Below are 18,694 nucleotides of genomic sequence, written 5' to 3'. Positions count from 1 at the left end.
GCCCCTGCCGGAGACGCCCCTGCGTACCGCACCCACTCCGTGCGGTGACCCGCCGGGCGCCCTCGCGCGCCCGGCGGGCGGCAGACCTAGAGTTGAGGACGAGGCTGCGTGCCGGGACTCGGGGCGGCCGCTCCCTCGGCCCCAGCCACCGCGCCCGGCGCGACAACACCCCAGGAGGGCATGCGACATGTCCACTGCATCTGACACCCCGGTTCTGGACACCCTCGCCGCCATGACCGGCGATTCGCTGGAGCGCTGCGGGATGGACCCGAGCATGCTGCTCCTCGTCCGGATCGCGGCCCTCGCCGCCTCGGACGCCCCGCCGATCTCCTACGTCGCGCACATCGACCCCGCCCTCAAGGCCGGGCTGACGGCCGAGCAGTTGCAGGACGTCCTGGTCGCCATCGCCCCGATCGTCGGCACCGCCCGCGTGATGACGGCGGCGGGCAACATCACCAGGGCGCTCGGTGTGGCCATAGCCGTCGCCGAGGCGGAGGCCGAGGCGCAGATGGACGGTATGGGCTGAGCCGGAGCGGCCAGCGGTCGTACGCAGGACCCCGGAGACCCGGCCCGGCCGATTCCCCGGGGTGCGGGCGGGGCCGGCCGCACCCGGTATCCCAGCGACCGTGTCCGACCGCCGGCGGTGTCGGGCGGTCCGCGGCACCGGCAGCCGGTCACGCGGACGGGCAGACCGGTCCGGCCAGGCAGTCAGGAGAGCCCCATGTCCCGGAACGCGATCACCGCGATGCGCGCGGTGCCCGGTGCCACGCCCGAGGAGCGCAGCGCGATGGGCAGGGACGCCCGTCGCCGCTGCCCCCGGTCGGGGCACGCCGTGTACCAGCCGCGTCGGGACCGGCCCGACCCCTTGGCAATCCTGGAGGCGCAGTCCGCGACGCGGGTGCCGGAGCTGGTCCCGATCCGCTACGCCCGGATGACGGAGTCTCCGTTCCGTTTCTACCGGGGAGCCGCCGCCATCATGGCGTCCGACCTGGCCGGCAGCCCGGACTCGGGCATCTCGGTGCAGCTCTGCGGGGACGCGCACCTGCTGAACTTCCGGCTGCTGGCCTCCCCGGAGCGGCGGCTGATGTTCGACATCAACGACTTCGACGAGACGCTGCCCGGCCCTTGGGAGTGGGACGTCAAGCGGCTTTCCGCGAGTCTTGTCATCGCCGCCCGGGCGAACGGCTTCGACGAGGCCGAGCGCGCCCGCATCGTGAACTCCGCGGTGCGCTCGTACCGCGAGGCCATGTCCGGCTTCGCCGGGATGGGCAATCTCGGCGTCTGGTACTCGAAGATCGACGCGGAGGGTCTTCAGGCCCTCGTCGACGAACAGCTCGACAAGCGGGGCCGCAAGAAGCTGGCCACGGCGATGGGGAAGGCACGGTCGCGGGACAACCTGCAGGTCTTCGACAAGCTCACCGAGGTGGTCGACGGCCGGCCGAGGATCGCGGCGGACCCCCCGCTGTTGGTGCCGCTCGCCGACCTGCTGCCGGATTCCGAGCGGGACGAGCTCGTGGACCGGCTGGGCCGGCTGGTCGGCCAGTACGGCCGCACGCTGGAGAGCAACCGGCGGGCGCTGTTGGAGGACTACAGCCTGGTGGACGTCGCCCGCAAGGTGGTCGGCGTCGGTAGCGTCGGCACCCGGTGCTGGATCCTGCTCCTGCTCGGCAGGGACGGTCGCGACCCGCTGTTCCTCCAGGCCAAGGAGGCCGACACCTCCGTGCTCGCCGACCACGTCGGTGCCAGCCTGTACCGGAACCAGGGGGAACGCGTGGTCTCGGGGCAGCGCTTGATGCAGGCGGCGAGCGACATCTTCCTGGGATGGGAGCGGGTGGACGGGATCGACGGCAGGAAACGGGACTTCTACGTGCGACAACTGCGCGACTGGAAGGGCATCGCGATGCCGGAGACGATGTCGCCCGCGCAGTTGGAGACCTTCGGAAACGCCTGCGGGATGACCCTGGCGCGCGCCCACGCGCGGTCCGGCGACCGGGTGGCGATCGCCGCGTACCTGGGCCGGGGCGATGTCTTCGACCGGGCGCTCGCCGAGTTCGCCGAGGCGTACGCCGACCAGAACGAGCGTGATCACCAGGCCCTGGTCGACGCGGTGCGGGCGGGCCGCCTGCCCGCCGAGGTGCTCCCGGCCGCCTGACCTGCGCGGCCGGTCGCCCGGGCCCGTCCGACGCTTGGGGCCTTGGGGACCTAGCGGCCCTTGGGGAGCGGTCGCGGCCGGACGGCGCCGCCTGCCGCGGCGCCGTCGGGCGGGGTGTACCGGATCAGAAGGCGAAGACCGCGCCGTCGTTCAGGGTCGCCGCCATGGTGCAGGAGTTGGCGAAAGTGTGGTCCCAGGCCACGCGGCGGCCCTCCCACACACCGACCGCGGACACGGTGACGGGGGCGTAGTGCATCGGGCACGCCCGGTCCTCGTCCGGCGTGGACAGCAGCGGCTCGAAGGTGCCGCCGGTGGACCTGAGGGCCGCGCACGCGGCTTCGGGGTCGGGGTGCGTCCCCTGGGCACCGGGGGCGCAGCTGACCGTGGTGGCGCGGACGACGGTGGACGCGGTGACACCGTCCCCCTGGGCGACGCTGAGGACCAGGGCGGAGGGGGCGTACAGGCTCTCGGGCTGAGCCTGCGCGATGCCGGCGGCACCGGCCAGACAGAGGAGCGCGGCGGCGGAGACGGCGGCGGAGCGACGGTAACGCACGGGACAACTCTCTTTCGATTCAATGGTTGAACGCGATGATTACTTTCGGTATCGCGTTCCGTCGCCGCAAAGCCTCGCCGACTCCAAGGCGCACCGCATCTCGATGACCGCTTTACGGACACCTCGTTCGCATAACGGATATCGCATGGCCATTCGAGCAGCTCAGACGGGGTGCCATCGAACCGTCACTCCGTGTGACCACGGACGGCCCGGGACGGTGACGTGCACCGTTGCGGACGCCGCACCGCTCCGGGGCGGCCCCGGTTCACCGGACGGCCACCCAGCTTGTCCGGATGCAGGCGCTCAGGAGCGGCTCGCGGGGGCCCATTCGCCCAGCAGGGCCTCGGTCGTGGTGATGTCCGCCACCAGCGCGAGCGAGTTGCGGATCACCTCGGCGGTGCAGGAAGCGGGCACGCCGGCGATGGCGTCGGCCGGGACCACGACCCGATAGCCGAGGTTCACGGCGTCGAAGACCGTGTTCGGAACGGCGATGTTGGAGGAGACCCCCGTCACGACGAGGGTGCGGACCCCGAGATTGCGCAGGAGCGCGTCCAGGTCCGTACCGGCCATGGGCGAGAGCCCGTGCAGCCGCCGCACCACGAGGTCCCGCTCGGCCACCGCGATGGGCGCGGCCACCTCCACCGCACGACTCCCGGTCAACTGCCGCACGGGCAGCCTTCCGGCAGCCCGGAAGAGCCGCGCGTTGGCGCTGGCCCCCCGTCCGTCCGGCCGCCGTTCGGCGATCGCGTGCAGCACCTGCACGCCCGCCCCGCGCGCGGCGTCGACCAGTGCGGCCACCCGCTCCAGCATCCCGGAGTCCCGGGCCTCCCTGGCGAGTTCGGGCAGCGCGCTCCCTTCACCCACGACGCCGTTCTGACACTCGACGGTGAGCAGCGCGGTCGTGGCGGGGTCGAGATCCGGCATGACTCCCCCTGGCGTGGCGTCGGAAGAGCCCTCATGATTCCTGACACACAGTCAGATGGGAAGGGGCGCGTGGCCGATGGACGGGACTCAGCGGCGGGGCCGCCGCATCATGATGAGCGAGGCGGAAGTCGACGCCTTTCTGCGGGAGCAGCGGACCTGCCGGGTGGCGACGGTCTCGCCCGGCGGCCGCCCGCACGTGGGCGCCCTGTGGTTCGCGTGGGACGGCAGCTCGCTGTGGCTGTACTCGATCACCCGCAGCCGCCGCTGGGCGGACCTGCGTGAGGACCCTCGGATTTCGGTGGTCGTGGACGCGGGCGAGTCGTACGACGAGCTGCGCGGGGTCGAACTGTCCGGCAGCGCGGTCTTCGTGGGCGAGGCCCCGCGCACGGGCGAGCCCTGCCCCGAACTGACGGAGCCCGAGCGAATCTTCCCCGTCAAGAACTTCGGGATCGCGCAGATGCCGCACGACGGCCGGCACGCGTGGATCCGCCTGACTCCGGACACGGTCGTCTCCTGGGACTTCCGCAAGATCTGACAGCCCGCCACGCACCCGCGGCAGGCGCGGCGGGCACCTGGCGCGGGCGCCGCGGAGCAGGCGGGGCCGTCACGACACGCCCTGCGCCGGCTGGAGCTCGGCCGCCGTCGTCCGCAGGGCATCGACCGCAGCACGGATGGAAGGCCGGCGGTCGGCGTCCGCACGCCAGACGGCGTACACGTGGCGGCGTACGGCGTCGCAGACGGGAAGCAGCCGCACGCCCGGCGGCACCGGGCCGCGGCCCAGCTTCGGCGCGACGCACACCCCGAGTCCGGCCTCGACGAAGGCCAGCTGGGTGTGGTGCTCCTCGGCGATGTGCGCGATGCGCGGCTCGATTCCGGTGCCGCGCAGGGTGAAGACCAGCCACTCGTGGCAGAACTGACCCTCGTTCCAGGAGATCCACTCGTCGTCGGCGAACTCGGCGAGCGAAATGGCGCTCCGGTCGGCCAGCCGGTGACCGGCCGGGACCGCGATATCGACGGAGTCGTCCAGCAGGTGGGTACGGGTGAGCTCCGCGGGCACCGGCATGCGCTTGTTGTGCCAGTCGATCGCGAGCGCCATGTCGAGGTCGCCGCGCACGACGGCCGTCATGCTCTCCTCGGGCTCCTGCTCGCACACCCGGATCCGCAGGTCCGGATGGCCGGCGCGCAGTGCGGTGAGGGCCTGGGGCAGCAGCCCGCGCATGGCGGTGGGGAAGGCGCCGATGCGCAGCTCGCCGACGGCACGACCGCGCTGGGCCTCGACATCGGCCTGGGCCTGCTCCACCTGGGAGATGATCCGGGCCGCGTGGTCGGCGAGGAGCCGTCCGGCGTCGGTGAGCCGGACTCCGCGGCCGTTCTTCGCCAGCAGCGGCTGTCCTACCTCGCGCTCCAGCTTGGCCATCTGCTGGGACACGGCGGAGGTGGTGACGTGGAGTCCATCGGCCGCGCCGCTGACCGAGCCGTGTCGGGCGAGGGCGTCGAGGGTGCGAAGGCGCTCCAGGTTCAACATGTAAGCGATGCTACGTCGTCACTCGGAGAAAATCTCGATTGTCCTACGAAGTTGATGCCAGCACAGTAAGGGGCATGAGCGCACCCGCCGCCCCTCGGCCGGCCCCTGAACCCCCTGCACCGGCCTCCGCCACTGCCTCCACCACGGCCACAGCCGCCTCCCCCACCACCGCCCCCCGCCGGCGCGGGCTCCTCGACTGGCGCGTGCGGTTCGCCCTCCTCTCGGTGGTCTGGGGCTTCAGCTTCCTGCTGATCAAGGTGGGCACCGAGGCGTACGCGCCCTTCCAGGTGGCGCTGGGCCGGGTCCTGTTCGGTGCGGTCGCGCTGCTGGCCGTGCTGCTGGTCCGCCGCGAGCCGCTGCCCCGGGGCCTGCGTACCTGGGGCCACCTCACCGTCGCGGCGCTCCTGCTCAACACCGCGCCGTTCTCGCTCTTCGCGTACGCGGAGCTGAGCATCCCCTCCAGCCTGGCCGGCATCTGCAACGCCACGTCCCCGCTGTGGGGCATGGCGCTGTCGCTGGTCGCCCTCTCCGAGGACCGCCCGACGCGCCGCCGCTTCGCCGGCCTGGGCCTCGGCTTCCTCGGTGTGCTGACCGTACTCGGCGCCTGGCACGGCTTCTCCGGCGTCGATGCCAGGGGCACGGCGTTCGCCCTGCTGGCCTCGTTCTGCTACCCCATCGGCTGGATCTACGTCCGCCGCACGCTGGCCGGCACCCCGGGCTCCCCCGTGGCCCTCACCGGCGGGCAGCTCCTGCTCTCCACCCTCCAGCTCACGCTGGTCAGTGCCCTGTTCACCGCGGCCCCGGCCTCGTTCCCGCTCTGGCCGACCCTGTCGGTGATCGCGCTGGGCGCCCTGGGCACCGGCATGGCCCTGCAGATGCAGTACGGCCTGGTGACGGAGGTCGGCCCGACCACCGCCCAGATGGTCACCTACTTCATCCCGGTCATCGCCACCACGGCCGGCGTGCTGGTCCTCGGCGAGCAACTGCACTGGAACACCCCGGTCGGCGCCGCGATCGTCCTGGCGGGCGCCGCCCTCACCCAGACCCACCCCACCCGCCGCACGCAGGCCCGACCCCGCCTGCTACTCTCCGGCCGATCTTCATACCTCCGAGGAGACACCTCTTGAGCCTGGCCGTCGTCCTGCTGTTCATCGGGCCCGCCGCCCTCCTCGCGGGCGCCTGGGTGTCACTGAACATCCGCGGCGCCGCCGACGCCCTGGCACGCCGATCGGCCGCCAACACCGAGCTCGCCCTGCACACGCGTGGCGATCTCGGCCCGGCGCAGCGGATCGCGTCCGCCACGTACTACCGGTTCCTGGCCTCGGTGACCGCGCTGTGCGGCCTCGTCTTCACCCTGGGCGGTCTGCTCGAGGCGCTCTGACCCACGCGCCCCGGTGGTCCTGTCGGCAGGACCACCGGGGCGACGGGAACCGGCCTGACGGGCGCGCCGCGGCCGCCCGGGGTCCGTGCTCAGTCGTTGCGCCCGCCCGGCACGCCGGGGCGGACCGCCGCGACCACCGCGTCGGCCAGCGCCGGGACTTCGGCCACGTCGAGCCCGGACACCGTCAGGCGCACTCCCGGCCCCGCCTCGACGCGGAAGGCGGCCCCCGGGGCCACCCCCCATCCCGCGGCGAGCAGCCTGGCAACGACCACCGTCTCGTCGGCCACCGGCACCCACACGTTCAGCCCGCTGCGCCCGTGCGCCCGCACCCCCCGCTCCCACAGGGCCTCGACCAGGGCGTCCCGCCGCTCCGCGTAGGCCCGCGCGACCGCGGCCCGGTCCACGGCGTGCGAGGTCCACAGCTCCACCACCGCGTACTGCAGCAGCCGACTCACCCACCCGGGGCCCAGCCGCTGGCGCCCCCGCACCCGGTCCAGGGTCACCTCGTCCCCGGTCAGCACCGCGAGCCGCAGGTCGGGCCCGTAGGCCTTGGCGGTGGAGCGGATCACCGCCCAGTGCCGGGTCACCCCACCCAGCGGGTGCACCGGCAGATCGACAATGCCGTGCCCGTGATCGTCCTCGATCAGCAGCACTCCCGGATACCGCGCGAGCAGCTCCCGCAACTCTGCCGCCCGTTCCCCGCTCACGGCCGCGCCCGTCGGGTTCTGCGCACGGGAGGTCACCACCAGCGCCCGCGCCCCGGCCGCAAGGGCCCGGGCCGCCGCGTCGACGCGGGGCCCGTCGTCGTCCACGGCCACCGGCAGCAGCCGCATCCCGAGGGCGGGAACCAGGTCCAGCACGGCGCCCCAACCCGGATCCTCGACCGCCACCGCGTCCCCGGGCCTCAGGTGGGCGGCCAGGACCCGTTCGATGGCGTCCAGCGCGCCCGAGGTCACCGCGACCGGCCCGGGCGGCACCGCGTCCGCGTCGAAGTCGGCTCGGGCGATCCGCGCCAGGTCCGGCGCGACGGGGTCCGCGCCGTACAGCGTCGGTGTCCGCCCGTGGCGGCGGGCGGCGGCCGCCAGCGCCCCGTCCAGCGCGGGGAGCAGGGACACGTCGGGGTTGCCCTGCGCGACGTCCCGCACCCCCGCCGGGAGCACCATCCTCAGCGCGTCCCGCGGGGTGCTCGACGGGCGGGAGCGCACCCGGCTCCCCCGCCGCCCGGCCGTTTCGATGACCCCGCGTTCGCGCAGTGTCCGGTAGGCGGCCGCCACGGTGTTGGGGTTGACGCCCAGCACCCCCGCCAGCTCCCGCATCGGCGGCAGCGGGGATCCGGGGGGCAGCTCGCCCGAAGCCACGCCCGCCTCGACACTGGCGGCGATATCAGATGTACGACGCCCGGTGATCCGATATTCTCCTAGCACAAATCACATTATGCACTAGTGCAATGGAGTCCGCGCCATGACCGCCACGCCTGCCGCGCAGCCGACGGAGAGCACCGGGACGCCCGGTGCGTACGAGCCCACCGACCGCACCGTCCCCACCCGCTCCCGCGACCGGGCCCGCTACGACCGCGAGACGGTGCACTCGATACTCGACGAGGCCTACATCTGCCACCTCGGCTACGTCCGCGACGGCGCGCCGGTGGTGCTGCCGACCCTGTTCGCCCGGGTCGGGGAGTCGCTCTACCTGCACGGCTCCACCGGTTCCCGCCCGCTGCTGGCGGCCGGCCGGACCGACCCGGGGCTGCCCGTCTGCGTCACCGTCACCCACGTCGACGGCCTGGTGCTGGCCCGCTCGGCCTTCCACCACTCGCTCAACTACCGCTCGGTGGTCGTCCACGGAACCGCCCGCCAGGTGACGGACGAGGCAGAGTGCCGAACGGCACTGAACGCCATGATCGACGCCGTCGCCCCGGGCCGTTCCGGGGACGTGCGCCCGGCCGACGCCAAGGAGCTCGCCGCCACCGCGGTGATCCGGGTGGACCTGGACGAGGTGTCCGCGAAGCTCCGCACGGGATCGTCGAACGACGACGCCGAGGACCTGGGCCTGCCGTACTGGGCGGGCGTGGTCCCGGTCGGCGCGACCTACGGGACGCCCGTGCCCGCCCCGGACCTGGCCCCCGGCATCGCCGTCCCGGACTATCTCACCGCGCTCTGAGGAGCCGGCCGCACGGCGGCGGGTCCGGCGGGCCCGCCCGCCGGACGGCGGGACTCCGCCACGATCAACGCGCCGACCGCCGCCAGCAGCAGTGCGGTGCCCAGCACGACGGCGCCGGTCAGTCGCTCCCCGAGGACGAGGACGGCGATCGCCGCCGCGCTGACCGGTTCGATCAGCATGATCACTGACACGGTCGCGGCACGGACGGCGGCGGCACCCGTGAAGTAGAGCGCGTACGCCAGCGCCGTCGGCACGGTGGCGACGTACAGCAGTAGCCACAGCACCCGCCCCAGGTCCGCGGTGTGCGGCAGCAGCCCCTCGGCGGCGGCGAGCGGGAGCAGGCACACCGCGCCCACCGCGACGGACCAGGCCGTGGTCACCAGCGGGTCCCCGGCCGCACCGCGGCGCCCGAGCCGGCGGGCCCGCAGGGTCATCGCGGCGTACCCGGCGGCCGACACGAGCGCCCACCCGACACCCCGCGGGCGCACCTCGGCGCCGCCGCCGCCCAGGACCAGGACGGCGAGTCCGGCGAGCGCCCCCACGACGGCGACCGTGCCGCCGCGGCCCAGACGCTCACCCATCCAGGAGCGGGCGCCGAGCGCGATGAGCACGGGCCCGGCGCCGAGGGTGACCACGGTGCCGACAGCCAACCCGGTCTCGCGCACGGCGGCGAAGTAGGCGGCCTGGAAAAGGGTGAACAGCAGCCCGGTCACGACGAGTGAGCCCACCGAGGGCTCGCCCGCGGACGGCCGGGCCCGCCCTCGCCCGGGGCGCGCCCGGCGCAGGGCGAGCACTCCGAGCAGGACAACGAGCCCGCCCGCGCACCGCCAGAACGACAGGGCGAGCGGACCGAGGTCACTGGCCAGGAAGAGGAGGGAGGCGGCTGCCCCGGCGGTGCCCCAGGCGGCTCCGGCGATGACGAGGTACAGCAGACTGCGCCCGGCGGCGGGCGAGTGGTTCGACACGTGTGTTCTCCGCGCGTGCGTGAAGGATGAGTGGTTCGGGTCATCGCTTCGCGGGCAGCACCGACCCGCCCGGATGCTCCCCGGGCCGGGCCGTCATCGTGGAGGCGCCGCCCGCTAGAACGCGGGAGGCGGAAGCACGGTCGCATGCATGGGCGTCAGCCTAGGCTCTCGTGGGTTCCCGGTCCACCGGGTGCGGTTCGGCGACGGGCTGCGGGGCCGGTCGGGAGGACTGCGCGATGAAGGCGCCGCCCAGCACCAGGGCGCCACCGACGATCTGCCAGGTCGACAGGTGCTCGCCGAGCAGGACCCAGGCCAGCACGGTGGCCACCACGGCCTCCAGGAAGGCCACCACACCCGCGATCTGGGGAGAGAGCCTGCGGACCGAGACCACTCCGGTCACGTACGCGAAGACGGTCGCGACGAGCACGACCCAGCCGAGCAACGCAGGCGCCGGCACCATCGTCCCGCCGACGGACGCCTCCCCGCCCAGCACCTGCCAGTCGATCTCCCACGGTCGGGCGATCACCGTCATCACCAGGGCGCCGACGAGCATGCCGTAGGCGATCACTCCGAGCGGGTCGGGAGCGTCCTCGCCGTCGGAGCCCTGGTCGGCGAAGACGAAGTAGAACGCCTGGCAGCAGGCGGCGGCGAGGCCGAAGAGCACGCCGAGCAGATCCAGGCTCAGCCCGGCCCAGATCTCCACCACGCAGGCCAGGCCGACGACGGCCACGGCCGCGCCGGCGGCGGCCCCGCGGGTCACGGGCCTGCGCTGGACGAAGCGGATGTAACCGAGCAGCAGCGCCGGCCCCAGGTACTCCAGCAGGAGGGCCACCCCCACCGGGATACGGGACAGGGAGGCGAAGTAGAAGGCCTGCACGCCCGCGACGGCGACCAGGCCGAAGCCCGCGAGCAGTGCGGGCCTGCGCCGGAGGAGGTTGCGGTGGCGCCAAGCCAGCGGGGACAGCACGAGCGCCGCGCCGGCCACTCTGAGCCACACCATGTGGAGGGGGTCCAGACCCGCCTCTATCAGCGGCTTCGCAGCCACTCCGGAACCGCCGAACGCACACGCCGAGACGAGGGCGAGGCCCAGTCCGGCGTTCTTCCCTGACGCTTGCATCCGGTCATCATGACAGGGCGGGTCAGGAGCGTCACTGCCGTGACACCTGTTGAGACAGAGCTGAGATCACAACCGCCGGATTCCGGCGGATCCGACACATCTGACGGTTCGTCAGTATTGAATGTTCCGGTCGCCGAGGTTACCTTCCGCGCACGTACCCGACGAGAAGGGGTGGCCGCATGGCCGAAGTCACCGCGGAATCACGCATCGAGGCGTCCGCCGCGAAGCTCTGGTCCCAGCTGACGGACTGGGACGCGTACGGACAGTGGAGCATGACCCACACCGACTTCCCGCAGGGCGGTCCGCAGACACTGGCCGTCGGATCCACCTTCGCCGAGAACATGAAGATGATGGGCTTCCCGGCCGAAGTCCTCTGGACCGTCTCCGAGCTGGAGTACCAGCGCCTCTTCGCCATCACCGGCAAGGGCCCGATGGGCGTCGCCGTCCTGACCCGCTACACCCTGACCCCGGACGGCGGAGCCACCACGGTGCGCATCGACGGCGAGTTCACCGGTGCCGCCGTCTCCCTGATGGCGGGCAAGCTGAAGGACTCGGCCACCGCCGCCCTGAACGAGTCGCTGCGCAAGCTCGCCGGCCTGGTCGCCTGACCCCACGCCCACATCGCCCCGCTCCCGCCCGCCCGCATGCCGCCGTACGCACGCGGGCGGGCGCACTCAGTGCTCGTCGGCCAGGATGAGGTAGAGCTTCCTGCGGGCGTCACCCAGCACCGCGAGCGCCTTCTCCCGCTGCTCGGGCGTGCCGGTCCTGAAGACCTGTCCGAAGGCCTCCATCACGCCCGCTCCGGCCTGCCGGACCTCGTGCATCGCCTCGAAATCGAAGCCCCGCCCCGCGTCCTCCCACGGCGCGTCCGGCCCCGACTCGGCGTCGGCGCGACCGGCCTCGGTGAGCGTGTCACCGCGCCGAGCTCTCCCCCGCGACCCCCCGCGACCGCCGAAGGGGCCCGCACCGAAGGGCGGCCCGAACGGGCCGAAGGCCGCACGGAATCCCTGGAAACCCTCCCGACGGTCCGGCCCGCAGTGGCCGTGCTCGTGCCCGTGCTGGTGTCCGGGTACACGCATGCCTGGACCCAGTTGCCGTCGCCGCGGTGGTCGCGTACCCAACGGATACCGCAGACGTGCTGTGGGAGGCTCGGCGTCTGTCCGCCGAGCAGGCACGACACATCTCCGAGCGTGCACGCTCCACGCGTGGGGACTCCCGCGACGCGCACCTCATGGAAATGCCCGGACTCTGAGACCTGCTGACCAGCTTGCCCGGTGAGTTTGATCAGGCTCACGGCCCCGCCCCTCCTCGTTAGGCTCAGTCCCCATGACCCGCACCAACAGCGCAGACAAGCGCCGCTTCCTCGTCCTGCACGACTACGGCATGGGCGGTGCGTGGTGGTGGGTCCATGCACGGTCTGCGCAGGACGTCCTCGAAACGTTCGCCTGGGTCGAGGTCATCACCGACCTGGAGGCGGTGGCCCGGTTCGAACACGACGGGCTGGAGGAGGTCGATATCGACGCTCCTGTGATGCCTCCCGGACTGGACGGCCTACGTGCCGAGCGCGACGCGCAGCGTGAGCGTGAGGGTTTCGGCGCGCTCGCGGACAGGGACATCGTGTACCTGCGGCGCCGCTGGGACGAGGAAGACGATGAACCAGTCGTCTATCTGATGGAAGTGGGGTCCGACGGACGCCGGATTCGCCAGGTGGAGCTCGCCGAGGACGGAACCGCGCTGCGTAGTGGCCCCGACAACTGGCCCTTCAACCCGCCGATCGTGGACCTCTTCGATCCCGCACTGGTGGGCCAGGAGATCAGCCGGCGCGAGTTCGAGGACCAGTGGATACACGCCCACCAGGTAGAACCGGACGCGTAGACGCGGGCCCCGGCCGGTCAAACCGTCGTGCAACCGCTCGAGATCACCCTGTCCCAGGTCTGCCAAGGCGGAGGGCTCGGAAAGGCTCGGCGCCCCGAGCAACAGGCCACCTGACGTGCAGAGACCCATCTCAACTGTCACAAACCGGCCGGTGGTCCAACTTCGATGGCAACTGCTCCAGCTTCGCTGTCACAGGACAGCCGAGCAGCCCGGGTGGGAGACCAGTCATCCCGGATTGGCCTTTGTCGACCATCGGGGAACCGTCCTAACGTCGGCCCATGCGCATCCGAATCGTCGACGCCTTCACCGACCGCCCCTTCCACGGCAACCCCGCCGGAGTCCTGCTCCTCGACGAGGGCGGCTTCCCCCCGGACGCCTGGCTCCAGCAGGTGGCCTCCGAGGTGAACCTCTCCGAGACCGCCTTCGCCCACCCGCTGCCGCCCGGTGGGGACGCCGACTGGGCGTTGCGGTGGTTCACCCCGGCCGCCGAGGTCGACATGTGCGGCCACGCCACCCTCGCCACCGCGCACGTACTGGCCACCGGCGGACTCGCCGGGGGACTGATCCGCTTCTCCGCCCGATGCGGAGCCCTCACCGCCGAGACCGCCGCGGACGGCACGATCACGATGGACTTCCCGACGTCGTCGCTGACCGCGGTCCCGACGCCGCCCGCCGTGGCGCACGCACTCGGCGGCGCACCGGTCCTCTCCGTCCACGACACCGCCGCGCACGTCGGCGACCTCCTCGTCGAGCTTGCCGACGAGAAGACCGTCCGCGAGCTGGAGCCGGACCACGCCGCCCTGCGCGCCTTCGCCAAGCGGGGTGTGATCGTCACCGCCGCCGCCGAGGACCCCTCCCGCGGGTACGACTTCGTCTCCCGGGGCTTCTTCCCGGCCTTCGGGATCGACGAGGACCCGGTCACGGGCAGCGCCCACACCGCACTCGCCCCGTTCTGGGCGCGGCGCCTGGGCCGCACCGGGCTGACCGGCCTCCAGGGCGGAGCCCGACAGGGGCTTGTTCGGGTGACTCTCGCAGGCGACCGCACCCTGCTGACCGGCCACGCGGTCACGGTCCTGGACGGGGAGCTCCTCATCGCCCCGTGACCGCCCCGGGAAGCGGCACGGACACGGGCCGTGGGTCACGGCCCGCGGGGCGGGTCATCCGGAGGACCCGCCGGATGACCCGCCCCGCTCCGCGTCCGCCGGCTTCGCACCCGCGCCCGCCTCCGGGCGCACCCTGGCGCCGGCTTTCGCGCGCGTCGCGTCGCGCCGCTTGCGCTCGGTCTCCGCCCAGGCACCCGAGTCGATGCGCTTGCGGTAGACCTGCCCCGGCTCGGCCGCGCCCAGATGCACCGTCCACAGCCACAGGACGGCCGACACCACGAAGAGGACCAACGCCGTGAGGAGGTAGGAGCCGACCTGCTCGGACTCCGGGACACCCTCCTCGTACAGGAAGCCCGGCACACCCGAGACGAGCGCGTTCACCCACCACGCGAGCGCCAGGTTGAACAGGGCGAGGCAGATCCAGTAGGCGACGCGCATGCTCCGGGCCGGTCCCGCCAGTTCGCCCAGCAGCAACAGGCGCCGCAGCGACACCGGCCCGGAACGGCGGCGCCCGCCCGCTTCGGCCTGGGCACGCCGCACCGACGCGTAGCAGTCGTCCAGCCAGCGCCCCGGCTCCGGCTCGGGATCGGGGCCGTCCGACGGGGCCAGTTGCTTGGCCTGGATCCAGCCGGTGATGAACTGGATCTCCAGCTGGGCCTTCTCCAGCCGTCTGCGGTACTTGTGGTCGGCGCTGCGCGCCTCGCGGCGGTCCCGGATGAGGAGGCTGGCCCCGCCGACGAGGCCACTGATCACGGGCACGAGGAACGGGGCGAACGACACCAGCGAGTCCATGACAGCCACCGCACGCGCCTCCTCACTCCCCCAGCGTCGCACCGTCGCGGCCGGGGGCCCCGCCCTGCGGGGCCGATCGGGTGCGGCGCCGTGTCACGGCGTCGGCAGCCAGCCCACCTTCCCCGCGAGCAGGGCGTACCCGCCGAAGGCCACGATGTCGAGGAGCGCGTGCGCGGCGACCAGCGGCCCGATCCGCCCCCAGCGGCGGTAGGCCAGCACGAACACGACGCCCATCACCACGTTGCCGATGAAGCCGCCGATGCCCTGGTAGAGGTGGTAGGAGCCGCGCAGCAATGAGCTGGCGGCCAGCGCCGCCAGCGGAGTCCAGCCGAGCCGCCCGAGCCGGCGCAGCAGGTAGCCCAGGACGATGACCTCTTCCACCACCGCATTCTGGATCGCCGAGAGGATCAGGACGGGAAACTTCCACCACACGTCGGGGAGTGCCTCCGGCACCACCGTGAGGTTGAAGCCGGCCCCCCGCGCTCCCAGGTAGAAGGCCAGACCCGCGCTTCCGATGCCGGCCGCGACGAGCGCGCCGCGGCCCAGGTCCCCCAGCGGCCGCGTCCGGTCGAAGCCGAGCACCCGCAGCCCGGGCGCGCCCTCCCTGGTCAGCAGGTGCGCCACCAGCAGTACGGGGACCAGCGCGCTCGCGATCCCGAACAGCTGCCAGGCCAGGTCCAGCCACGGCCGACCGGGCGCGTAGGAGCCGTTGAGCGTCGCGGCCTGGTCCTTCAGACCGCCCGGCTTGGTCAGCGAACCGATGAAACTGATCAGCGCCGAGACCCCGCTGGCGCCCAGCGAAAGCGCCAGGACGAGCAGGGTCTCGGTACGCAGGAGGTCCCGCCGCCCGTCCTCGCCCAGCTCCACGAACACCGGCTCCGGCTCCGCCCGCACGCCCGACTCCCGTCCTGCCGTCCCGTTGTGATGCCCCCATACTGCCCCGTCGGTCGGGCGGGGGGATCACCGAGGGCGGGCACGGGAGGTGTCCGGGCGCGGCGGGGCGCCTCAGCTCACGACGGGAACCGCCGCAACCACCTCCTCAGCCAGCCCGACGGGCCAGGTGTGCACGGGGTCACCCTTGTGCATGAGCTCGCTGTAGCGCCGGGTGGTCGCGGCCAGTGCCTCTTCCCGGCCCAGCCCCGTCGCGAGGGCCCGGTGGTAGGTGTCCACCTGCCATGTCGCGCCGTTGACCCGCCGCCGGCAGCGCTCCTCGATGATGCCGAGGTAGTGGTCCCGGTCGCTGGGCTCGATGCCCCAGGCGTCCAGGCCCGCCGCTGCCATCGGCAGCAGCTCGTCCAGGACCAGCCGTACCGCGGGCACGCTGACCAGGCCTCCGGCCCGCCCCCGGCGCGGCCACCGCAGCCGGGCGTCGATCCCGTACCGGCAGGCCGCGTCGAAGTTCGCCTCCGCCTCGGCGAAGGGCAGCCGGGTCCACACCGGTCGCGGCTCCTCCGCGAGGGTGCGGACGAGCCCGTAGTAGAAGGCGGCGTTGGCGACGACGTCGGTGACCGTCGGCCCGGCCGGCAGCACCCGGTTCTCCACGCGCAGGTGCGGCACCCCGTCGGCGACCCCGTACACGGGCCGGTTCCACCGGTAGACGGTGCCGTTGTGCAGGACCAGCTCCTGCAGTCTCGGCACCCCGCCTTCGGCCAGCACCCGCAGGGGCTCCTCCTCGTCGCATATCGGCAGCAGGGAGGGGAAGTAGCGGACGTTCTCGGCGAAGAGCTCGTACGCCGAGTCCACCCAGCGCTCGCCGAACCAGGTGCGCGGCCGCACCCCCTGCGCCTGGAGCTCCGGCGGCCGGGTGTCGGTGGCCTGTGTGAACAGCGGCGGCCTCGACTCCCGCCATAGCTCCCGCCCGAACAGGAAGGGCGAGTTGGCGCCGACGGCTATCTGCGCCGCGGTCACGGCCTGCGCCGCGTTCCACACGGCCGCGAACCGGGCCGGCGTCACCTGGAGGTGCAGCTGTACCGAGGTGCAGGCGGCCTCGGGCACGATCGACCCGGAGGTCCAGATCAGCCGCTCGACGCCGTCTATGTCGAGCGTGAAGTCCTCCCCGCGCATCATCAGGATCTGCTCGTTCAGCAGGGAGTACCGGTCCACCGCGGAGAGGTTCGCGGTGACCAGGTCCGTGCGGGAGATCGTCGGCAGGATGCCGATCATCACCACTCCGGCATCGATCTCGGCGGCCTGCCGGTGGGCGTATCCCAGCCCCGCGCTGAGCTCCTCGGCGAGCCGGTCGAATACCCGGCCGCCGAGCCGGTGCGGCAGAACGTTCACCTCCAGGTTGAACATTCCCAGTTCGGTCTGGAAATCAGGGCTGGCAATCCGCTCCAACACCTGGGCATTCACCATGCGCGGCAATCCGTCGGTTCCCGCGAGATTCAGCTCGATCTCCAGCCCCATCATGTTCTTCGGGCGATCGAACCTCTTCTCCGCCAGAAGTCGCTCCAGTCCCTCCAGACACTCGTGGAGTTTCCTTCGATACCGCTGCCGATCGGACAGGTCGAACCCTCCCGCCACGACCTTCTCCCCCATCGAAGCGTCCCTCCTCGAGTGGGCCTGGTCCGGGGCACCCAGGCGCGCGTTACGGTCGATGATGCCCCGGCATCGTGATCCATAACGCGGAGGAGGCGTGCGTGGCGAGGAGCGCGCGCCGGGTTGGCCGAAGGGCGCTTCGGCACATTCACCTGGCAAGCGGAATTGTGCAAGTTCATCGTGGCACTTGCCCGCTCCTGAAAACAGGCGCTTTCCAGCCGAGCCCCCTTCCGGTAACCTCCGAGGTCAGCGCGACATGTGCGCGCACATCCGGCATGAATGCCATGTCAGTGGGACCGGTAAGCGCCTTGTCGGCAATAGGCGGGACAGCTAGCCGAAACACTGCGTGAACACATGTCGTATAAACTCCGCAAACGAGGCAGAGAGTTGGCGCGCGGCCATTGCCCCTCGGCCCCCCTCTGGCCCCAGAATGCGACAGCGCCGTCCCGCACCTGCCCCGTTTCCACAGGTCTCCCAAGTGAGAGGCGACCCACCATGCCGCTGCATGTCCCCCCGGCTCCCGCACCCGCCCTGCGCAGCATCCTCACGGCACTCGGTTCCCCCACCGCCGTCAACGAGGCGCACACTCCGTCCCTGCGCGCCGTCCAGGGGCCGCTGACCGCCGAGCTCCCCCTTCCGGTCCACGTCATGGACCGGCTGAACCTCTCGGACCTGGCGTCCGTCGGCCGGCCGCCCCGCACACGGCTCGTCGGGTGGCGGTTCCTGATCCGCAGCGGGGACCGGCACGTCGCGGCGGCGGACACCCGACTGACACCCGACGGCTGGGCCTTCTCCCACTTCTTCGAAGGCCCCTACGTCTGCGCCACCGAGCGCGCCCTGCGCCAGGCCGAGCTGCTCACCACCGGCTACCAGCCCCGGCTGCTCTCCGTACCGGAGCTCTACATGCTGACGCTCTGGCTGCACGGGGCGGTGGGCGCGGACCCCGCCGCCGGGCTGCCCGCCGGCGAGGACCTGCTGGTGCCGCTGGCCCCAGCCCCGCCCGGCATCGCCGCGTACCGACCGCATCCGGTCTCCGAACTCCTGCCGGTGCTGACCCACCGGCTCACGCCGGCGACGGCGCCGGCCCCTCCCTCGCTGGCCGCGCCCGCCGCCTGACCCGATGGACCCATTCGGCCTAGTCCACCCGGGCCACCCGTGAACCATCCGAAATGACAGGGGAGTTGGCCTGAACCGCCCGCACGAGTGATGCGTCATCAATCCATGAGGACAGCTGCCGGGAAATCCCTGCGAAGCAGCTGTCGTGGGGGAACACTGATGGCAAGCGCCCCGCGGCTGCGGGGATGACCCAGGGGGACGGCCATGAACCAGGTATCGAGCCGTAGCACTCAGACCACACCGCAGCGAAAGAACGCATCCATGTGCCAGCACCAGCCAGCCTGCCCGTCTGCCGAATCCGCCGACCGGGAGGCCGCGCGCCCGGTGGCCAACCATCCGGAACAGGGCTGGAGCCTGCTGTGCAACGGCGTCCTGCTCTTCGAGGACACCGGTGAGCTGCTGCCGGACGGGCAGATCATCGCCCCGCACCGCCCGCTCGCGGCGGCGTAGGCGAGGACGCAGGACGGTGAAGGGGCCGGCCCCGGGAGAGTCT

Annotated in this window: 21 protein-coding genes; 11 read left to right on the top strand and 10 right to left on the bottom strand. The window is 72.5% G+C overall.

The window, feature by feature from the left end:
* Positions 1-187 precede the first annotated feature (187 nt).
* Positions 188-526, top strand: coding sequence for a carboxymuconolactone decarboxylase family protein (locus tag ACFW2G_RS11695; protein WP_384451896.1), 339 nt, complete (start codon positions 188-190; stop codon positions 524-526).
* Positions 527-721: 195 nt separating this feature from the next.
* Positions 722-2,152 carry a DUF2252 domain-containing protein gene (locus ACFW2G_RS11690; protein WP_384582126.1) on the top strand — a complete coding sequence of 477 codons (1,431 nt, stop codon included), beginning with the start codon at positions 722-724 and terminating at the stop codon, positions 2,150-2,152.
* Between the two features lie 124 nt (positions 2,153-2,276).
* Here ACFW2G_RS11690 and ACFW2G_RS11685 read toward each other — a convergent pair whose 3' ends face one another.
* Positions 2,277-2,705 (bottom strand): subtilase-type protease inhibitor, encoded by a 429-nt coding sequence (locus ACFW2G_RS11685; RefSeq protein ID WP_037929227.1) that lies wholly within the window; start codon positions 2,703-2,705, stop codon positions 2,277-2,279.
* Between the two features lie 303 nt (positions 2,706-3,008).
* Entirely contained in the window at positions 3,009-3,629 is a 621-nt protein-coding gene (locus ACFW2G_RS11680) for a cysteine hydrolase (RefSeq protein ID WP_052031319.1), read from the bottom strand.
* 76 nt (positions 3,630-3,705) lie between these two features.
* Between ACFW2G_RS11680 and ACFW2G_RS11675 the strand changes: the two genes are divergently transcribed.
* A complete protein-coding gene (locus ACFW2G_RS11675; RefSeq protein WP_037929233.1) occupies positions 3,706-4,164 on the top strand; it encodes a pyridoxamine 5'-phosphate oxidase family protein in 459 nt (152 codons plus the stop codon).
* Positions 4,165-4,233: 69 nt separating this feature from the next.
* Here the strand turns inward: ACFW2G_RS11675 and ACFW2G_RS11670 are convergent, their stop codons facing one another.
* Positions 4,234-5,154, bottom strand: coding sequence for a LysR family transcriptional regulator (locus tag ACFW2G_RS11670; RefSeq protein WP_384451886.1), 921 nt, complete (start codon positions 5,152-5,154; stop codon positions 4,234-4,236).
* Positions 5,155-5,228: 74 nt separating this feature from the next.
* Between ACFW2G_RS11670 and ACFW2G_RS11665 the strand changes: the two genes are divergently transcribed.
* Positions 5,229-6,281, top strand: a complete 1,053-nt coding sequence (locus tag ACFW2G_RS11665) for a DMT family transporter (RefSeq protein ID WP_384582128.1) — start codon at positions 5,229-5,231, stop codon at positions 6,279-6,281.
* Positions 6,278-6,535, top strand: coding sequence for a hypothetical protein (locus ACFW2G_RS11660; RefSeq protein ID WP_384451880.1), 258 nt, complete (start codon positions 6,278-6,280; stop codon positions 6,533-6,535). The genes ACFW2G_RS11665 and ACFW2G_RS11660 overlap by 4 nt, the downstream gene beginning before the upstream one ends.
* A gap of 89 nt (positions 6,536-6,624) precedes the next feature.
* On the opposite strand, the gene ACFW2G_RS11655 is transcribed toward ACFW2G_RS11660, so the two are convergent.
* Positions 6,625-7,959 carry an aminotransferase class I/II-fold pyridoxal phosphate-dependent enzyme gene (locus tag ACFW2G_RS11655; protein ID WP_384582130.1) on the bottom strand — a complete coding sequence of 445 codons (1,335 nt, stop codon included), beginning with the start codon at positions 7,957-7,959 and terminating at the stop codon, positions 6,625-6,627.
* Positions 7,960-7,996: 37 nt separating this feature from the next.
* Between ACFW2G_RS11655 and ACFW2G_RS11650 the strand changes: the two genes are divergently transcribed.
* A complete protein-coding gene (locus ACFW2G_RS11650) occupies positions 7,997-8,695 on the top strand; it encodes a pyridoxamine 5'-phosphate oxidase family protein (protein ID WP_384451874.1) in 699 nt (232 codons plus the stop codon).
* Here the strand turns inward: ACFW2G_RS11650 and ACFW2G_RS11645 are convergent.
* Together ACFW2G_RS11645 and ACFW2G_RS11640 are read right to left on the bottom strand one after the other, a co-directional pair.
* Positions 8,677-9,660 carry a DMT family transporter gene (locus ACFW2G_RS11645; RefSeq protein ID WP_384582132.1) on the bottom strand — a complete coding sequence of 328 codons (984 nt, stop codon included), beginning with the start codon at positions 9,658-9,660 and terminating at the stop codon, positions 8,677-8,679. The genes ACFW2G_RS11650 and ACFW2G_RS11645 overlap by 19 nt on opposite strands.
* Positions 9,661-9,820: 160 nt before the next feature.
* Positions 9,821-10,777, bottom strand: a complete 957-nt coding sequence (locus ACFW2G_RS11640; RefSeq protein ID WP_384451868.1) for a DMT family transporter — start codon at positions 10,775-10,777, stop codon at positions 9,821-9,823.
* Positions 10,778-10,956: 179 nt separating this feature from the next.
* Between ACFW2G_RS11640 and ACFW2G_RS11635 the strand changes: the two genes are divergently transcribed.
* Positions 10,957-11,385, top strand: a complete 429-nt coding sequence (locus ACFW2G_RS11635) for an SRPBCC family protein (protein WP_384582134.1) — start codon at positions 10,957-10,959, stop codon at positions 11,383-11,385.
* Positions 11,386-11,451: 66 nt separating this feature from the next.
* Here the strand turns inward: ACFW2G_RS11635 and ACFW2G_RS11630 are convergent, their stop codons facing one another.
* Positions 11,452-11,856 carry a hypothetical protein gene (locus tag ACFW2G_RS11630; protein WP_384582136.1) on the bottom strand — a complete coding sequence of 135 codons (405 nt, stop codon included), beginning with the start codon at positions 11,854-11,856 and terminating at the stop codon, positions 11,452-11,454.
* Between the two features lie 247 nt (positions 11,857-12,103).
* Here ACFW2G_RS11630 and ACFW2G_RS11625 point away from each other — a divergent pair, with 247 nt between their 5' ends.
* Positions 12,104-12,652 carry a hypothetical protein gene (locus ACFW2G_RS11625; protein WP_384582138.1) on the top strand — a complete coding sequence of 183 codons (549 nt, stop codon included), beginning with the start codon at positions 12,104-12,106 and terminating at the stop codon, positions 12,650-12,652.
* 278 nt (positions 12,653-12,930) lie between these two features.
* Positions 12,931-13,755 (top strand): PhzF family phenazine biosynthesis protein, encoded by an 825-nt coding sequence (locus ACFW2G_RS11620; RefSeq protein ID WP_384451861.1) that lies wholly within the window; start codon positions 12,931-12,933, stop codon positions 13,753-13,755.
* Between the two features lie 54 nt (positions 13,756-13,809).
* On the opposite strand, the gene ACFW2G_RS11615 is transcribed toward ACFW2G_RS11620, so the two are convergent.
* The 3 genes from ACFW2G_RS11615 to ACFW2G_RS11605 all read right to left on the bottom strand — a co-directional run bounded on the left by ACFW2G_RS11615 (position 13,810) and on the right by ACFW2G_RS11605 (position 17,085).
* On the bottom strand, positions 13,810-14,556 hold the full coding sequence (locus ACFW2G_RS11615; RefSeq protein WP_157840319.1) for a hypothetical protein: 747 nt from the start codon (positions 14,554-14,556) through the stop codon (positions 13,810-13,812).
* 84 nt (positions 14,557-14,640) lie between these two features.
* Positions 14,641-15,441, bottom strand: coding sequence for a CPBP family intramembrane glutamic endopeptidase (locus ACFW2G_RS11610; RefSeq protein WP_384582140.1), 801 nt, complete (start codon positions 15,439-15,441; stop codon positions 14,641-14,643).
* A 111-nt stretch (positions 15,442-15,552) separates the two neighbouring features.
* Complete coding sequence (locus ACFW2G_RS11605) at positions 15,553-17,085, bottom strand: glutamate-cysteine ligase family protein (protein WP_037929259.1); 1,533 nt, start codon at positions 17,083-17,085, stop codon at positions 15,553-15,555.
* 495 nt (positions 17,086-17,580) lie between these two features.
* On the opposite strand from ACFW2G_RS11605, the gene ACFW2G_RS11600 reads away from it, so the two are divergent.
* Both ACFW2G_RS11600 and ACFW2G_RS11595 read left to right on the top strand, forming a co-directional pair.
* Complete coding sequence (locus ACFW2G_RS11600) at positions 17,581-18,201, top strand: hypothetical protein (RefSeq protein ID WP_037929261.1); 621 nt, start codon at positions 17,581-17,583, stop codon at positions 18,199-18,201.
* A gap of 261 nt (positions 18,202-18,462) precedes the next feature.
* Positions 18,463-18,651: a DUF5999 family protein gene (locus ACFW2G_RS11595; RefSeq protein ID WP_030009772.1), complete on the top strand. Its 189-nt coding sequence runs from the start codon at positions 18,463-18,465 to the stop codon at positions 18,649-18,651.
* Positions 18,652-18,694: the final 43 nt, after the last annotated feature.

It is taken from the genome of Streptomyces sp. NPDC058880 (genome assembly GCF_042742535.1).
Classification (GTDB): Bacteria; Actinomycetota; Actinomycetes; order Streptomycetales; family Streptomycetaceae; genus Streptomyces.
Note: the sequence above shows the minus strand (reverse complement) of the source record. Positions and strands in the feature narration are given on the sequence as shown.